This is a genomic window from Paenibacillus sp. FSL M8-0334 (assembly GCF_038000405.1).
GTDB classification, from domain to species: Bacteria; Bacillota; Bacilli; order Paenibacillales; family Paenibacillaceae; genus Paenibacillus_AQ; species Paenibacillus_AQ campinasensis.
The window spans coordinates 537,379-554,388 of sequence record NZ_JBBOCH010000002.1 but is presented as its reverse complement, the minus strand read 5'-3'; the positions used below and the strand labels follow the sequence as shown (position 1 = coordinate 554,388).

15 protein-coding genes are annotated in these 17,010 nt (G+C 52.8%); 2 read left to right on the top strand and 13 right to left on the bottom strand.

The window, feature by feature from the left end; translation table 11 throughout:
- Nucleotides 1-58: 58 nt before the first annotated feature.
- The 9 genes from MKX64_RS16700 to MKX64_RS16660 form a co-directional block, all read right to left on the bottom strand.
- Complete coding sequence (locus MKX64_RS16700) at nucleotides 59-334, bottom strand: spore coat protein CotJB (RefSeq protein ID WP_095267252.1); 276 nt, start codon at nucleotides 332-334, stop codon at nucleotides 59-61.
- Nucleotides 335-340: 6 nt separating this feature from the next.
- Nucleotides 341-562, bottom strand: a complete 222-nt coding sequence (locus MKX64_RS16695; protein ID WP_095267251.1) for a spore coat associated protein CotJA — start codon at nucleotides 560-562, stop codon at nucleotides 341-343.
- A 159-nt stretch (nucleotides 563-721) separates the two neighbouring features.
- Nucleotides 722-1,753 carry a sporulation integral membrane protein YtvI gene (ytvI, locus tag MKX64_RS16690; RefSeq protein WP_095267250.1) on the bottom strand — a complete coding sequence of 344 codons (1,032 nt, stop codon included), beginning with the start codon at nucleotides 1,751-1,753 and terminating at the stop codon, nucleotides 722-724.
- Between the two features lie 40 nt (nucleotides 1,754-1,793).
- Entirely contained in the window at nucleotides 1,794-3,113 is a 1,320-nt protein-coding gene (locus MKX64_RS16685; protein ID WP_341036687.1) for a hemolysin family protein, read from the bottom strand.
- Nucleotides 3,114-3,137: 24 nt separating this feature from the next.
- On the bottom strand, nucleotides 3,138-4,277 hold the full coding sequence (yfkAB, locus tag MKX64_RS16680; protein WP_341036685.1) for a radical SAM/CxCxxxxC motif protein YfkAB: 1,140 nt from the start codon (nucleotides 4,275-4,277) through the stop codon (nucleotides 3,138-3,140).
- 125 nt (nucleotides 4,278-4,402) lie between these two features.
- Nucleotides 4,403-6,679: an MMPL family transporter gene (locus MKX64_RS16675; protein ID WP_341036684.1), complete on the bottom strand. Its 2,277-nt coding sequence runs from the start codon at nucleotides 6,677-6,679 to the stop codon at nucleotides 4,403-4,405.
- Nucleotides 6,680-6,697: 18 nt separating this feature from the next.
- Nucleotides 6,698-7,795: an HD-GYP domain-containing protein gene (locus tag MKX64_RS16670; protein WP_095267246.1), complete on the bottom strand. Its 1,098-nt coding sequence runs from the start codon at nucleotides 7,793-7,795 to the stop codon at nucleotides 6,698-6,700.
- Between the two features lie 114 nt (nucleotides 7,796-7,909).
- Complete coding sequence (locus tag MKX64_RS16665; RefSeq protein ID WP_095267245.1) at nucleotides 7,910-8,737, bottom strand: undecaprenyl-diphosphate phosphatase; 828 nt, start codon at nucleotides 8,735-8,737, stop codon at nucleotides 7,910-7,912.
- A 95-nt stretch (nucleotides 8,738-8,832) separates the two neighbouring features.
- Entirely contained in the window at nucleotides 8,833-10,269 is a 1,437-nt protein-coding gene (locus MKX64_RS16660; RefSeq protein WP_341036683.1) for a bifunctional metallophosphatase/5'-nucleotidase, read from the bottom strand.
- A gap of 111 nt (nucleotides 10,270-10,380) precedes the next feature.
- Here MKX64_RS16660 and moaD point away from each other — a divergent pair, with 111 nt between their 5' ends.
- Together moaD and MKX64_RS16650 are read left to right on the top strand one after the other, a co-directional pair.
- A complete protein-coding gene (moaD, locus tag MKX64_RS16655) occupies nucleotides 10,381-11,115 on the top strand; it encodes a molybdopterin converting factor subunit 1 (protein ID WP_095267243.1) in 735 nt (244 codons plus the stop codon).
- Between the two features lie 105 nt (nucleotides 11,116-11,220).
- On the top strand, nucleotides 11,221-12,282 hold the full coding sequence (locus MKX64_RS16650) for an HD-GYP domain-containing protein (RefSeq protein ID WP_095267242.1): 1,062 nt from the start codon (nucleotides 11,221-11,223) through the stop codon (nucleotides 12,280-12,282).
- A gap of 349 nt (nucleotides 12,283-12,631) precedes the next feature.
- Here MKX64_RS16650 and sufB read toward each other — a convergent pair whose 3' ends face one another.
- From sufB to sufD, 4 genes are read right to left on the bottom strand one after another with little or no spacing between them, the layout of a single operon-like run.
- Nucleotides 12,632-14,029, bottom strand: a complete 1,398-nt coding sequence (gene sufB, locus MKX64_RS16645) for a Fe-S cluster assembly protein SufB (protein WP_095267241.1) — start codon at nucleotides 14,027-14,029, stop codon at nucleotides 12,632-12,634.
- A 24-nt stretch (nucleotides 14,030-14,053) separates the two neighbouring features.
- Nucleotides 14,054-14,476: a Fe-S cluster assembly sulfur transfer protein SufU gene (gene sufU, locus MKX64_RS16640; RefSeq protein ID WP_095267240.1), complete on the bottom strand. Its 423-nt coding sequence runs from the start codon at nucleotides 14,474-14,476 to the stop codon at nucleotides 14,054-14,056.
- On the bottom strand, nucleotides 14,466-15,689 hold the full coding sequence (locus MKX64_RS16635) for a cysteine desulfurase (protein ID WP_141235872.1): 1,224 nt from the start codon (nucleotides 15,687-15,689) through the stop codon (nucleotides 14,466-14,468). The genes sufU and MKX64_RS16635 overlap by 11 nt, the downstream gene beginning before the upstream one ends.
- Nucleotides 15,686-16,990: a Fe-S cluster assembly protein SufD gene (gene sufD / locus MKX64_RS16630; RefSeq protein WP_095267239.1), complete on the bottom strand. Its 1,305-nt coding sequence runs from the start codon at nucleotides 16,988-16,990 to the stop codon at nucleotides 15,686-15,688. The genes MKX64_RS16635 and sufD overlap by 4 nt, the downstream gene beginning before the upstream one ends.
- Nucleotides 16,991-17,010: the final 20 nt, after the last annotated feature.

The window sequence follows — 17,010 nt, the reverse complement described above, 5'->3', positions numbered from 1 at the left end:
TGGCCTGTTCGGGGGCCGCCAGGGCTTCTCCGGCTCGGCCCGGGGGCCCGAACTGTGCTCACACTTGCCATGGCCAAGGGCCTTGTGACCATTCAAACGGATATTTCGAATAGGCGCGGCCAAAGTTTTGCAGCGGGCCGTACATTTCCTGAAACTGCTTGGCAAGAATCGTCCGCTCCTGCGTGACCTTGTTAAACTGTTCAATGCTTTTCAAATCATCCGGATGGGTATCGAGATAGAGATTCAGTTCCACCAGTACAAAATCGAGGGCCTGCAGCTGCTCCAGCAGCTCATAGTATTGGCGGTCGCCCACCTTAGGCGCTGCATCCGTCATGGACGATCACTCCCCTTTGAATTTTCTGGACGTGTACGGACTGTATAAGGACGGCCACAGTGTCCCGTGCTTCAAGGCTTCCGCGGGGCTGAACTGCGGCAAACCAGCGGGCTGGAACACCACATACTGGTTTACGGGCACAACATATGTTTTATAATGCTTCGGAGGGCAGGGATCGAACGGTGAGTGAAACAACGGGTACGCCCGCTCCTCTGGATTCTGCTTCAAGAGAGATTCCTCCTTTATCGGTTTATCATTCGCTAGGGAACCTGATCCTTTCGACTCTTCGTAATTAACATATGTCGTTCGCCCAGAAAATGAACTGGAAATTGACAAAAAAAACCTCTTCTCCGGCGTTTCGCCGGGAAGAGGCTTGGCACTTTCGTCCTAAAATTTGATTTTGATCTGGAACAGGCCCGCCTTACGCATGGCGGAATAAATAATGATAACCACCGGTCCGACAAAAAATCCGATCACCCCGATCAGCTTGAAGCCGACATACATGCTGATCAGTGCAGGAAGGGCCCCGATGCCCACCGCATCGCCGATCACCTTCGGCTCCAGCACGCGTCGTATAATTGTGATCACAATAAACAGCATAATCAATCCGACCCCGGTAAACACATCGCCCGCAAACAGCAGATAGATCGCCCACGGCACCAGTACCGAACCTACGCCCAGAATCGGGAGTATATCAACGACCGTCACAAGCAGCGCAATGGCCATCGGATAGTTGACGCCGAGAATGAGGAGTCCAAGCAGTGTCACGACATAGGTGAACATGCTCAGAATCAGCTGGGCACGGAGAAAGCCAAAGATCGACTTTTTCAGGCTGCCCAGCACTTCGGTTACCTGCGACTGCGATGATTCGTCAAACAGGGACAAGACGCTTTCCTGCATCGTATTCATACTGAATCCGAACAGGTACACCGCTACAAAAAATACGATCGAGCTGACAAACAGATTCGGCAGCGTCTTGGCAAACGAGAGCACAGCCGAGGATACGGAATTGACAATGGACTGAATGTAGGAAGAGATATTCGACATAAACTCGGTCAGGCTGTCCGCCAGTCCGGGAGAAATGCCGTTTAGCACGTCCTGCGCCTGCAGAATGGTTTCCTGCAAAATTTCATTCGCGCCTTCGAAATAAATCGGCGCACGGCTCCAGTACTCGACAAGCTGGCTGAACACCTGCAGGCCGATCACATAGACCAGGAGCAGCAATAGCAGCAGGAAAAGGGTGCTGGTGATCGTCACCGCACCGATCCGGTTGATCTTCATGTTCCGGATCATGAGCCGATTCAAAGGCTCCAGCGATATGGCAATGACAATCGCCAGCAGAAACGGGGCTCCTACCGTAAACATCATGTATAACAAAAAGAGACCCAGGCCGATAAAAATCAGCTGTTTAATGGACATAGCGCTACTCCCCACCTCATCGTGTGTTCCGGTTCATATCCTACTCCAAGCTTTCTTGCGGCTTACGGTGAATCATGACGCGGATTACCCTAAGGTCTGTAGCTTCCTCAACCTCAAAAGTCGTTCCGTTATAGGTGAGCTGTCTTCCGATAACCGGCTTGCCTTCAAGCTCTCTGAACAGCCATCCTCCGATGGAGTCCACGGTCTCTTCCTCGATGACCACACCGGTCAAATCGTTCACTTCTTCAATCAGCATCCGGCCGTTGACAGAATAATAGTCGTCATAGATTTCGATCTCTGGCCGTTCGTCTTCAAACTCATCATGAAGATCCCCGACAATCTCCTCAACGATCTTCTCGACGGTCAGAATGCCTGCGGTTCCTCCGTATTCGTCCACCACAAGGGCCATCTGTTCATGCCGGTCCTGCATCAACCGAAGCACCTGGCTGATCTCCATCGTCCCCGGCACGTCCAGAATCGGCCTGACAATCGAGGCTAGATCCCCTTGCTTCTCTGGCGAAGCAAGCAGGAAATCAGTGATGTGCACAAATCCGATAATCCGGTCCTTATTGTCCGTAGCAACGGGATAACGGGAATGCTTCGTCTTGCTGATGATGCGTAGATTCTCCTCCACGGAATCATTCGTGAACAGACAGTCTACATCCGTCCGGGGAAGCATAATCTCCCTTGCGCGCAGATCGGCAAAATCAAACAGGTTGTCCATCAGCTTCATTTCGTTCTGATCAATCACCCCGCTCTTCGCGCTCTCGCTCATCAAGATTCGGATTTCTTCCTCGGAATGCGCACCCTCGGCTTCCGATACCGGCCTTACGCGCAGCAGTCGCAGCACCCCGTTGGCCGATACGTTGAGCAGCCAGATGACCGGAAGAAACAAACGATAGAACCATAGGAGCGGAGCCGACAGCAGAAGGGCTGTTCGCTCCGTTCTCTGAATGGCCAGCGACTTGGGAGCAAGCTCTCCTAACACAATATGCAGGAAGGTAATGATACAGAAGCCGACCACAACGGAAATCGTTGTAATGAGCCGCCCGTCAGTGTAACCCATGCTGTGCATGAGCGGTGCGATCAGCAGTCGGGAAATCGCCGGCTCCCCGATCCAGCCAAGCCCGAGCGAGGTGAGCGTAATCCCGAGCTGCGTTGCCGACAAATAGGCATCCAGCTTGCGGTTCACTTTAAGAGCGAAGCCCGCCAGCAGGTTGCCCTCGCTCACAAGCTGGGTCAATCGGGATTGACGCAGCTTGACCAGCGAAAACTCAGCAGCCACAAATACGCCATTCAACAGGACAAGCATAAATACCAAGAATAAATTCAAAATCAGTTTCCCGACCTCAAATTCCATGGTGGTACGCCTTCTTTCCGGATTCTAGTTCGTCATCGCTGTCCTCGATTTAAAGTCTACGCCCTGATAATACATATCCGCTACCAGCAGATTAGGTCCGCAGCAATTCGCCGCATCGCAATGGCAGTTGACCGTCTGGTTCAGCGGATGGCCGGTTAACCACGAGGCAAAGATGTCATCCAGCCTCTGTTCTTTAATATTACCAAATGGAGGAATGTCTGCAAAATCCGTCACATACACGTCCCCGGAGAACAGATTCACATTGACCCGGTTGCGGCCGTCAGGATCGTTACGGACGGTCACATTGGGCTCTTTCCACAAGCGGCGGATCAGATCCAGGTCGCTGTCATCCGAGCTGCAGGCAAAGAACGGGAGCGTGCCGAACAGCATCCATATGTCCGGATTGCGGGCATCCAGCAAACGATGGATCGCCGCTTTCATATCAGCCAGCGGCAGCACCGGCAGCGTGGATGCAAAGTTCGAAGCATACATCGGATGCACCTCATGGCGCTTGCAGCCCATTTGGTGGATGAGGCGGTGGATGCCATCCAGCTTCGTATGGGTGCGGTAATTGATCATGGATTCGGCGGAAATAAACATCCCGGCCGCACTCAGTTGTTCCGCATTGCGGATCATCGTCTCATACAGACGGTAGGCTGCCTCTTTCGGAACGGGGTGCGGGCTGTTCTTGAAGCCCACTTCATAGAAATCGTCCCCGTTTAAATAGTTGAATGATATATGCATCACATCAAGATAGGGCAGCATCTTCTCGTATCTTCCCAGATCGAGCGTCAGATTGGAGTTGATCTGGGTCCGGATCCCACGCTCCCGGGCATATTTAAGCAGGGGCACGATGACGTTGTCCACCGTTTTTCCCAGAAACGCTGGTTCCCCGCCGGTCAGACTGATCGTCTGCAAATGCTCCACTTCATCCAGCCGCTTCAGCATCATATCCAGCGGAAGCATCGGCGCCTCCTTCATGACGAGCATATCGCCCACCGCACAATGCTCGCAGCGCATATTGCACAGATGGGTCACCGTCATCTCCACGCTTGTCAGCACATGTCTGCCATGCTCGCGCAGTGAAGTGATTGGATCCCAGGGATCGTAGCTCGGAGAGAGCGGGATGAGGCTGGGCTGTACAGGACGTGCCGTATAACTCATGTATTTTCACCTTATTTCTTTGAATTACCGATTTCAATCAGCACAAATGATATTTGCGCCTACGGTTTGATCATATCCATCGTATGATTATAACATACCCGGTTGAAGCCGTACTGCCACTTCGATCATGTTTTTCGATCCAGATCCCGGCTGTCTTGGTCCGGCATCGATGGGCCGAGCGATGACTTCGCTCGCTTCCGGGAAGCAAACATCCATCCGGGGCTCCACCAGTTGGCCCGGCCCAACAGCTTCATAAAGGCCGGAACGAGCAAAATCCGAATCAAAGTAGCGTCGAGCAGGACAGCGGCCGTCAAGCCGAGTCCGATCGCTTTCATGACCTCGTTGTCTGTGAACAGGAAGGCGCCGACGACCACGGACAGAATGAGCGCTGCTCCCGTAATCAACCCGCCGGTGTTCTCCAGGCCTTCAATCGTGCTCCGGTCATTGTCCCCGGTCCGCTCATAGCTTTCCATGATCCGCGACAGCAGCATCACCTCATAATCCATCGAGATCCCGAATACCACGCAGAAGATAAGAATCGGCAGCAGCGCAAACAGCGATCCGGTATACGTTACCCCCAGCCACTCAGCGCCAACGCCCTCCTGAAATACCCAGGCGACCACGCCCAGGCCTGCGCCCAGACTAAGCACGTTCATCAAGCTCGCTTTGAGCGGAAGGAGAATGGACCGGAAAGCAACACACAATATGATATAGGTAGCCAGAAACACGAATACCAGCACGGCTAGCGAATCACGGCTGATCGTTTGTATGATATCGTATTTATAAGCGGGATTACCGGTAACGTAGGTGGACAAGCCGTCCATCTCGATCCCCCGAAGGGCTTCAACCAGCTCTGTCGTTGACGGGTGCAGCTCTCCATGCTCCGGAACGACCGCCACAATGGCCATATTGCCGCGCACCACCCGGTACTGCTCCAGCTGCTCCCGGATATCCGCCTGCGCAAGGAGACGCATGACTTCATCCATCGACCCGCGCCCGATGCTGAGATAGCTTTCGACACGTCTTGCGTCAGGGAGCTGTCTCACTTCATCCATATAGGTCTTCAGCAGCTCGATGCTGCTGGGATCATCATAGGGTGCGGGCAGCTCGACAGCAATCATGATCGGACCGAGCTCGCGGCTGTTATAGGCCTGCATCAGCAGCTCTTGCCCGTAACGGGATTCATAAGCCGGTGGCAGCACCTCGGCATCGGGAATCGTCAAGCTCAAATTTTTCAATGGCAGCATGGCCCCCAGCAGCACCAGGATGACGGCAATCGATACACTTACAGGACGCGCCATCACAAAGCCGGCGATTGTATTCCACAGGCCGGACGAAGCGCCCGCTCCGCGCTTGCGTGCAGGCAGGACGGGCAGCGCATGGATTCGCCTGCCCAGCATGCCGAGCAGCCCCAGCAGAAGCGTATTCGCAGCCAGCACCGACACCAGTACAACGGTAATGCCTCCGATGCTGAAGGAACGAAAGATCGGCAGGTCGATAAAACCCATGGCCACAAATCCGATCAGCACGGCCGTTCCGGAAAATATGACCGCTTTTCCCGCAGTGGCACAGACGATCCCGACGGCGTGAGCCGGGTCAGCTCCGCGGTCGATCTCTTCCCGGAACCGGCTGACGACCAGCAGCGCATAATCAATGCCGACAGCAAGCCCGAGCATGGTGACAACATTCGGCAGGAAATTGCTGATGGTGCCATCCACCAGGGCCGGGAAATAAAGGGCGCCCATTGTCACAATCACGCTCGTCACGCCGACGATGAGCGGCAAGAGTGCGGCGGTCACATTCCGGAACACCAGCAGCAGGATGATAAGCGCTGCCGGGATGCCGATCAGTTCGGCGCGGATAATATCACTCTTGATCGCCTCGTTCATATCCGCAAACACCGCGGTGCTGCCTGTCACATAGACATCGGCGCCCGGAATGTCCGGAATCGCACTGCGGATCGTCTCGTACTGGGCAAGCGCCTCCGATGCTTCCATATCCAAATATACTTTCGCTGAAACGATATGATTCTCTCCGGCATCATGCGTCGCCAAATTCCAGTACATGGATCTGACATAGGAGCTGGACGCAAACGGCGCAAGCTCGTCCATCAGCCGCCGCTGGGCCGTCCCTGTCGTCAAATTGTCGCCATTGTTGCTGACAATGACGATATCGAGAATGGCCGAGGATAGGTCCAGGCCCTCCTCAAGCTTCGTAATGGCGATCTGGGAAGGGGAACTTTCGGAGGTAAAACCGTTGTGCTGCAGCAATGCAGGCAGCTTGAACGCGAGCGGAAGCAGCGCCAGAAACAGAATCAGCCATACCGCAGCAATGGCTCGGCGAAAGCGGAACACCATTCGCCCCCATACGTAGAGCTTTGAGTCACGGCCATTATGCTTCACGGTCTAACCTCCTTGCAGTTATATCGATTGCGTCTGGTTGTCTCCAATACCGGCGATCATCTTCGTCAGACTTTCCGACAAGTCCAGCTCATATGGCGGAGTCACCGGCTGTCCTTCAGAATCCGTCAAAATTCGCACCACAGGCCGATGAGGAACATGAGGATGAATCCGGGATACCACCCCGGTCTCCCCTGTGTGAAGCCTCACCGTCAGGCCGACAGGATAGATCGCCACCCTGTCCCGAAACAAGGCAAGAAACGGCTGCTCGTAGAGCGTGCCTGAACCGGTATACATGACCTCCACCGCTTCATGTGGAAGCATCGCCGGCTTATATACCCGCCTGGATACCATGGCATCATAGGAATCGACGATGCCGATCCACTTGGCATAATCATGGATATCGTCACCCTTCAGCCCCCGCGGGTACCCGCTGCCATCCAGCCGCTCATGATGCTGCAGGGCGCAATGGGCCGACAGGAGAGGAATGTTCGGTTCATCCTTCAATATTTTAAAGCCGATCTCGGTATGCCGCTGGATCTCGCGGAACTCTTCCTTGCTTAAAGCGCCGGGGCGGTTAAGCAGCTCAGGCGGCGTTCTCGTCTTGCCGATGTCATGCAGCAGCGCCCCCAGCCCCAGCACCTTCAATTCATCCTTGCTGTAACCATACGAGATGCCGAGCACCATCGTATATAGGCACACATTCAAGGAGTGGCGGTACAAATTGTAATCATTCGTATGCATGTCGGTCAGCAGCACCATCGATTCTTGATGGCTTGCGATTTCATCCATAATCGAATCCATCAGTCCGCCAAAGGTTTTTCCCAAATGAAGAAAGCTCCCTTTCAAATGGCTCTGACTCTCCAGATTTCTGAAGCTGGACTGGATCGAGCGGATCGCTTTGAGCCGCGTCTCTTCCGAGACCAGCTCAGGGATGACGATATCCTCCGTCAGCTTGTCCTTGATGTATACGTATCCGAGGTCCATCCCTTGCAGGCGGCGAATCATTCCCTCCGACAGCTTTACACCCTCCGCAAGCAGCACCAAACCGTCACTGTTGTATATATTTCTCGCAAGAATCATTCCCGGGCTCAGTAATTTAACAGGTATAAGACGCAAACCGTCACTTCCTCTGCAGTCATTCAATGAATGGGAGCCTAAACCATTTATCCAAATGGAAGAAGCATTCCGTAAGGTAAAACTCATCCTGCTGCCTGTGAAGGAGAACAGGATTTAATGCATAATAAAGAGCCAGAACAGTGCGGCAAGAACAAATCGGTAAATCGCAAAATGAGTTAACCGGATCCTTTGAATCAGTCTCATAAAGACAAGCACTACGAAATAGGCCACAACAAAAGAAACGATAAACCCGACCGCAAACACGCCCAGCACATCGGAACTTAAATACCTGTATGAATCCAAAAGCTCATATCCTGATGCCGCGCACATGATCGGAATTGCGATCAGGAACGAAAAGTCCGCGGATGCCCGGTAGCTGACCCCGCTCAGCATCCCTCCGGCAATCGTGGAACCGGAACGGGAGAACCCGGGCCAAAACACCGATATAATCTGATAAAGACCGATCATCAAGGCCTGCTTGTAGCTGAGATCATCCAGCTCATGCGCCGTGATCTGCGCTTTATGTTTATTGTACCATTCGGAAAATATCATAAAAATGCCTCCGGCCACAAGCGCATATAATACGGTCTGGACGTGAAACAGGCTTTTGATGAAATCTCTCGCAAAAAATGCTACAACAAGCGCGGGTGCAATGCCGAGAAAGACATGCAGCAGATCCAGTCTTTTCTTCTTCGGCGAGCGCTTGGACAGCGGCTCAACCCGCGTCCAGCCGAGCAGATCCAGAATCCGGCGCCAATAGACGAGCGCAATGGCAAGAATGGCTCCTAGCTGTATCACGACCTCGAACGTTTTCATGACCGGTGTCTGATCGTCATATCCGAGCAGCTTCGTTGTCAATATCATGTGTCCTGTCGAGGACACCGGAATAAACTCCGTTAATCCCTCTACGATCCCTAGAATGATGGAGGTTATAAAATCCATATCGATCCCCTTCCTTCACCTTTGTCCTCCTATATGTATGCTTGGACAATGGAAGTTAGTCTTGGGATCGGATAGGCTCATCTGCCACTTCAGGATCAATCAAGCCAGCGCGGAATCAGCGTTTGCTCCAGTGCGCCGGGACGGGACAGCTCATCGCGCAGCAGGTCCCTGATGAACTCCGGCAGCATGTATACCGTATCCTGGCCATGAGAAAGCGACTCATAGCCGACCTTAAACGTGAACATATCCAGAGTGCCTACCGTGTATTCCCTGCTCCGGTCGAGCGGCTCGCCCTGGACGGTGATTTTCGAGATTTTGCGATAAGGCTCGGCGCTGGCATCATACCGGATCTCCATGCCGTCAACGGCCAATGCACCCAAAATGTAGCCGCGGAATCCGAATCCGAAAATCTTCTTCCCGCTGAATTCCTCCAGCAAGCTCTCCTCCAGCGCCTGCACGAGATCGGAGCCTGACAATTTAATGATGCACGGGTTAATGGGAGACGGGCACAGCGCATGCAGCATGCCCGTGCTGATCTCCCCTCCGGGCAAGGGACCGAGCAATTGACCGGAATTGACAACCGACAGCTGAGCCCCCGTATGGCGGCGTACCGCCTGAGCCAGCAGGTTCGCAAACGGAGATTCCCGCTCATAATGGATCGGAAGATCACGGGCTGTGACAGCGATCGTCTCGGACAGCGTCTCCTCAGCCCGCTGGCGATGGCGGATAATGGCATGTTCGACCTCCGGCTCCAGCAGCTCGTGGGTCACCGACAGCAGACGGCCTTCCTTACAGCCAAACGGTTCAGAGCGTGTCTTCCGCTCGAGGACAATTTTCCCGACATAGGCTCCGAATTTTCCAGCGGCGCAGACGGCCGTACGCTCGATGATCAGCGGCTCTTCCAGCACATGATGGGTATGACCGCCGAGAATTACATCGATGCCGTCCACATTCTCCGCAAGGCGCTTATCTATGGTTAATCCCAAATGAGATAATACGATAATGAGATCTGTCTTGTCCCTCAGCTCCCTGACCTGTTCAGCGATGGCCTGCTCTGGCTCCAAGGCATCCCAGCCAAGCAGCTGGTAAAAGCCGGAGAAAGCGGCGGTGGCGCCAATGATGCCGATCGTTATTCCGCCTTTCTCAAGGAGAATATACGGTTTCATCCAAGGTGGAGGGGTCCCTGTCCCCGTTTCGAGAATATTGCAGCATACAACAGGGCATTGAAGCCCGGCATAAATGGTGCCGAGCGTTTCCGGAGGAATGGTCAGACCTTCGTTGTTGCCGATGGTGATGGCATCGTATCCCGTCAGGTTAAGCACATCCACATTGGCCTGCCCCATCGTGCCCTCCGTTTCCGCAGCTGCACGATCCATATGATCGCCAACATCGAGGACGAGAACATGCTCCTGTCCGGCTGCCTCTTTTTCCCGGGAAATGATCGCCGCCACACTGCTCATCGTTTCAAAGTGACTGTGGATATCGTTCGTATGCAGAATCGTAAGCTTCTGTCTGCCGCTTTCCGCTTGCAAGATGACGGCCCCCTCTCTATCGTCGTTCAGCGTTTTTTCGTCCTTTTAGCATAACATTTTAACGGAGATTATGGTATATTGAGCCCATAAGAAATCAGAGGTGAAACAACAATGACAACTCCCTTGCATGTATTCCTATTCGCAGGACTGGCCGATCGCATCGGTTCCTCCTCGATCACAATGAACATCCCGCAATTGCCCGTGTCCGCCGGTGAGCTGAAGCAGCTGCTGAGCGAGGCATATCCTGACGCCGCCTCCCTGATTGCCGCCTCTTTTGTCGCTGTCAATCAAGAATATGCCCCGGCGGACCTTCTGATCCATGAAGGGGATGAAGTCGCGCTGATTCCGCCGGTATCCGGCGGGGATGGCCTTGGAGATCGCGCTGGTGCAAGCACGATGGCGACTGAGGATGGCATGTGCTTGATTACCAGCGAAAGTCTCTCCGTAGAAGACACACTTTCCAAGGTGCTGCATCCCGACCATGGCGCTTCCTTGTCTTTTGTAGGCACGACTCGAGAATTAACAGGAGAGAGAAGAACGGTGACGCTGGAATACGACGCCTATATTCCGATGGCTCTTAAGGAACTCGACAAAATACGTCAAAATATTGCAATGAAGTGGCCACCAAGCTTATGTGCCATTTCGCACCGGATCGGAACGGTTGGCATCGGCGAAATCAGCGTAGTTATCGCGGTTTCTTCGCCACATCGGGCCGATTGCTATGAGGCCAGCCGCTACGCTATTGAGGAACTGAAACGCACGGTTCCGATATGGAAACGTGAGATCTGGGACGACGGTTCGGAGTGGAAAGGTGCGCAAACAGGGACTTGGGACCCATCAAATTAGATAATTGGTTACGTTTTACGTTGAAAATCCATCTTTTACTTGCTAATATGAGTTTAATTACATTGATTTAACAATTAATTTAATGAGGTAAGAGGTGCTGTCATTTTGAAAGTTCATGTCTCGGATCTGATACCAGGCGATCAAATAGAGCAGGATGCTTTCAACAGTCATGGTGTACATATTCTACGAAAAGGAACCGCCCTTCGTACACAAGATATAGCGAAGCTGCTACAGCATAATATCGATTTCATTGAAATTGCACCGCGGGAGGAACAATCCAGCATCGCTTATGAAGCTCCATCAGAGTCTCAGGATCTGGTCGACAAGGTGACATCTCAATATGAATTGGCATTCGAGGGATGCGAAGCATTGTTCTCAGAGGCTCTGCAGACTGGCAGCTTTGATGAAGTCGTGGCTGAGGAATCCTTCCGGCCTCTGGCTCATACCATTAGCAAGCATAAAGATGCCGTCTCTCTTCTGCTGATGTTTAATAGCGATGATGATTATACCTACAGACATTCCATCCAGGTTGGCATGCTCTCCTATTATATTGCCACCTGGCTCGGCTACTCCGAAGAGGAAGCCTATGACATCGGCAAAGCCGGTTATCTTCACGATATCGGCAAATGCAAAATTCCGAAAGAAATCTTGGAGAAGCCCGGCAAGCTGACAAAGGAAGAATTCGAAACGGTGAAGCTTCATACGGTCTACGGCTATGAGTTGATCAGAGAATCGACCGATAACGAAGCCATTGCGCTCGCTGCGCTCCAGCATCATGAGCGCATGGACGGCTCGGGGTATCCCCAGCGCCTGTACGAAGATGAGATCCACCCTTACTCGCAAATTTGTGCCGTTGCCGACGTGTACAGCGCTATGACGACCACACGGGTCTATCAGTCAAGACAGTCCATGCTTACCGCGCTGCGTGAATTACACCGCCTAAGCTTCGGAAAGCTTAGTGCCAAGCCGACTCATGCGTTTATTGAGCAGATGCTGCCGAATTTCATTGGCAAAAAGGTGCTGCTCACAACAGGCGAACAGGGAACGATTGTGATGAATAATCCGTCCAACTATTTCCGCCCGCTGGTTCAGGTTGGATCGCGATTCATTGATTTATCCAGGGAGTCCGAAGACGAAACCGCTATCAGGGACATTTTGCAAATTTAAGGTTAGGCTGATCTGCGGTGACTTCATTTCGTGCTGGCTATTATCCGTTTCTTATATCATCCGGCCCCCAGGCTAAAGCATCCCGTACATGCATGATGTGACGGGATGCTTTTTTATATCGTATAAGCCACTCATCCGGAGTCATCATCCCCTTTCATCCCCCACGTATCCCTCATAGGAAATCTACGGCACGCGAGGACCAGCTATGTATGTATAATGCAGTGCTTACTTAGTTACACTTTAGGAAAATATCGCAGAAACTGTATCCGCACAGGTGGTGGAATAAAAAAAGAAGGCGAACTGTGAAGTTCGCCTTCTATCATTTAACATCGGTTGGCACCAGCAGAACTTATCCGATACTGCCTTCCATCTCGAATTTGATGAGACGGTTCATCTCAACCGCATATTCCATCGGCAGTTCTTTCGTGAACGGCTCGATGAAGCCCATGACGATCATTTGCGTCGCTTCTGCTTCGCTCAGACCACGGCTCATGAGATAGAACAATTGATCCTCCGACACCTTGGATACGGTGGCCTCATGCTCAAGCGTAATGTTGTCATTCTTGATCTCGTTGTACGGAATGGTATCCGAGGTCGACTCGTTATCCAGAATCAACGTGTCACACTTGATGTTCGCTTTCGCGCCTTCCGCATTGCGTCCGAAGGAAGCAAGTCCGCGATAAGTTACTTTACCGCCATGCTTACTGATCGATTTCGATACGATCGTAGACGTTGTGTCCGGAGCCAGGTGAATCATTTTCGCCCCTGCATCCTGATGCTGGCCTTTGCCCGCAACAGCGATGGACAGTACGCTTCCTTTCGCCCCGCGGCCCTTCAGTACTACCGCAGGATATTTCATCGTTAGCTTCGAACCGATGTTGCCATCGACCCATTCCATCGTTGCATTCTCTTCAGCAACTGCGCGCTTGGTTACCAGGTTGTAAATGTTTGGCGCCCAGTTCTGGATGGTGGTGTAACGAACGCGGGCATTTTTCTTACAGATAATCTCAACGACCGCGCTGTGAAGCGAGTTCGTGCTGTAGATTGGAGCGGTACAGCCCTCTACATAGTGCACAAAGCTGTCTTCGTCAGCGATGATCAGGGTACGCTCGAATTGTCCCATGTTCTCGGAGTTAATGCGGAAATACGCCTGAAGCGGAATTTCACATTTCACACCTTTAGGAACATAGATGAAGCTGCCGCCGGACCATACTGCACTGTTCAGTGCCGCAAACTTGTTGTCTGCTGGCGGTACCACAGTTGCGAAGTACTCTCTGAAGATTTCAGGATGCTCTTTCAGCGCGGTGTCGGTATCCATGAAGATAACGCCCTGATCCTCAAGATCCTTCTGCATGTTGTGGTAAACAACCTCGGATTCATACTGCGCGGATACACCCGCCAGGAACTTCTGCTCGGCTTCAGGAATCCCCAGTTTATCAAAGGTTTCCTTAATTTCGGCAGGCACTTCCTCCCAAGTCTTTCCTTGCTTCTCAGAAGGTCTTACATAATACTGGATGTCATTGAAGTCCAGCTCGTCGAGATCGCCGCCCCAACGCGGAACCGCCATTTTCTCAAACTGTTCAAGCGACTTCAGACGGAAGTCCAGCATCCATTCAGGTTCTCCCTTAATGCGGGAAATTTCAGTGACAACTTCCCGTGTCAAGCCTTTGCCGGTCTGGAACACAGCCTTATGCTCGTCACGGAAACCATATTTATACTCTTCCAATTCAGGTGCTTTTTTAGCCACTAATCTTACCTCCCTATCGTAATATTACTGCTCTGATTCAATTCCTTTTCGCAGTGCGTTCCACGCCAGTGTTGCACACTTGATGCGCGCAGGAAACTTATTTACACCGGATAGGGCTTCAATATCCTCATATTCTTCAAACTCCACAGGTTCCCCCTGCATCAGAGCAGAGAATCGGGATGCAAGCTCAAGCGCTTCTCCGAGAGATTTGCCTTTGACGGCGTCTGTCATCATCGAAGCCGACGACATGCTGATGGAGCATCCTTCGCCTGTGTACATGGCATCGCTCACCACGCCATGATCAATCTTCAGCTGCAAGGAGATCCGGTCGCCGCAGGTCGGATTGTTCAGATCCACCGTAACGGCATCGTCTTCAAATTTCCCGCGATTTCGCGGATTTTTATAATGATCCATTATGACACGTCTATATAAATCGTCAAGTTGCATCGCCAAAATACTCCTTTGTCTGGATTAAGGCGCTCACTAATCGATCGATGTCCTCTTCTGTATTATACAGATAAAAGCTGGCCCGTGCTGTAGAACTTTCCTTGAGCCAGCGCATCAGCGGCTGACAGCAGTGGTGTCCTGCCCGAATAGCGATACCTTGCGCATCCAGTACCGTAGCGACATCATGCGGATGAACATCTCCGAGGTTAAAAGTAACGAGACCCACCTTCCGCTCGCGCGGGCCGTGCAGCCGAATCCCTTCGATTTCGGACAAGCGGTTCATCGCATATGCCGCCAGCTTCGTCTCATGCTGTTCGATCGCATCCAGACCGATCTCTTCAAGGAAATCAATGGCAGCTCCCAGGCCAACAGCACCTGCGATAATCGGCGTGCCTCCCTCAAACTTCCAAGGGAGCTCCTTCCAATTGGACTCATACAAACCGACATCGTTAATCATCTCGCCGCCGAATTCAATCGGCTCCATGCGATTCAGCAGCTCCTTCTTCCCGTACAGTGCACCGATGCCGGTTGGAGCACACATCTTATGCCCGGAAAAGGCATAAAAATCAATTCCAAGCTCCTGCACATCCACCTTCATATGCGGAGTGCTCTGCGCTCCGTCAACCACGATCACCGCTCCATGACGATGCGCAATCTCGGCAATCTGCTTCACGGGATGAACAACGCCCATCACATTGGACACATAGGCGATCGCCACGAGCTTCGTCCGGTCAGTAACCGTCTGTTCCACATCTTCTACCCGGATCGTTCCGTCCGGTTGAAGCGGGATATATTTCAGTGTGGCGCCAGTCGCGAGCGCGGCCTGCTGCCACGGAATGAGATTGCTGTGATGCTCCATTTCGGTCAAGACGATTTCATCGCCTGGACCACAAACCGAGCGTGCGTAGGACGAGGCGACCAAATTCAAGCCAACCGTAGTCCCTCGATTGAAAATAATCTGCTCAGCGCTTTCGGCATTAATAAAACGGGCGACCTTCTCCCGGGCCCCTTCATAGGCATCCGTTGCACGGCTGCCCAGCGTGTGTACGCCGCGGTGCACATTCGAGTTCTCCCACTCATAATAGCGCTTGACCGCATCGATAACCTGCCGCGGCTTCTGGGAAGTCGCGGCGTTATCGAGATACACCAGCGGATGTCCGTTGATCTCCTGATGAAGGATCGGGAACCATTCACGGACGGATGAAGGTATCATTGTCCCAGCTTCCTTTCAACAAGCCCTTGAAGCTGGTCACGGAGACCTTCAAGCGGAATTTCGCTGACAACCGGAGCCAGGAAGCCGTAGATGATCAGCGATTCTGCAACACGGCGGGAAATGCCGCGCGACATCAGGTAGTGGATTTGCTCCTGGTTAACCTGACCGACAGAAGCCGCGTGTCCTGCCGTCACATCATCCTCATCAATGAGCAGGATCGGGTTGGCGTCACCGCGCGCTTTCGGGCTCAGCATGAGCACGCGTTCGGTCTGCTGACCGTCAGCTTTCGTAGCGCCCTTCTCGATTTTGGTGATCCCGTTAATGATCGCCTGGGCTTCTTCCCTCATGACGGCACGGGTAATCATCTGAGAAGCGGAGCTTTTTCCGAAATGCTTCGCCTGTGTTGTATAGTTAATCTTCTGAGAACCGGAACCTACTGCGATGACTTTGGCATCCGAAGTGGAGCCGTTCCCTTTCAGAATGCTCATCGTATCGCTCGCGGTATCGCCGTCGTTCATCTCGCCAACGATCCATTCGATGGAGGCGTCGTTGTCGATCACAGCGCGACGGAATGTCACATCAGTTGCACCTTCAGCCAGCTGGTGAACGGTCGCGTAACGGACCTTCGCTCCGTTCTTGACAAATACCTCAACCGCTCCGTTGTGTGTGATAGGCGCAGACAGCGAATCCGAAACATAGTTGTCCACGTACGTAACCTGGCTGTTCGCTTCGGCTACAACGAGCACATGCGGCGCAAACGTTGCTTCCGCATCATCAACGAGGAAGATGGCCTGAAGCGGTGCATCCACCTCGACATTTTTAGGCACATACAGAAACACTCCGCCGTTCCAGAGCGCGGCATGCAGTGCAGCCATGCTGTGCTCGTCACGCTTCACAGCTTGATGCAGATACGGTTTCACCAGATCAGCATGCTCTCTGACCGCCGTCTGAAGATCTGTGAAAATGACGCCTTTCGCGGCCAGCTCTGGCGAGAGGCTCGCATGAACCGCACCCGAGTTGCGCTGAATGACCAGGCCGCCTTCTCTGGAGCCTGCCACCAGCTTAGCAACATGCTCCGGCAGATCGTCAAGCGAAGCAAGTGAAGCGCCCTCCTTGAATTGACCGTAGCTGTTAATCGCCCATTTCTCGATGCGTTGCTTCTCCAGCTTCGGCAGCTCAAGCTGTCCGGCCAGCTCAAGCGATTCCAGTCTGCTCTCAGTAAGCCATGCTGGCTCCTGCTTGCTTGCGGACAAAGCTTTCAAAGCTTCAGCGTTGACCGGAAGAATGGTTTGTGTAGTCATATCGTTTCCTCCTCCCGTCT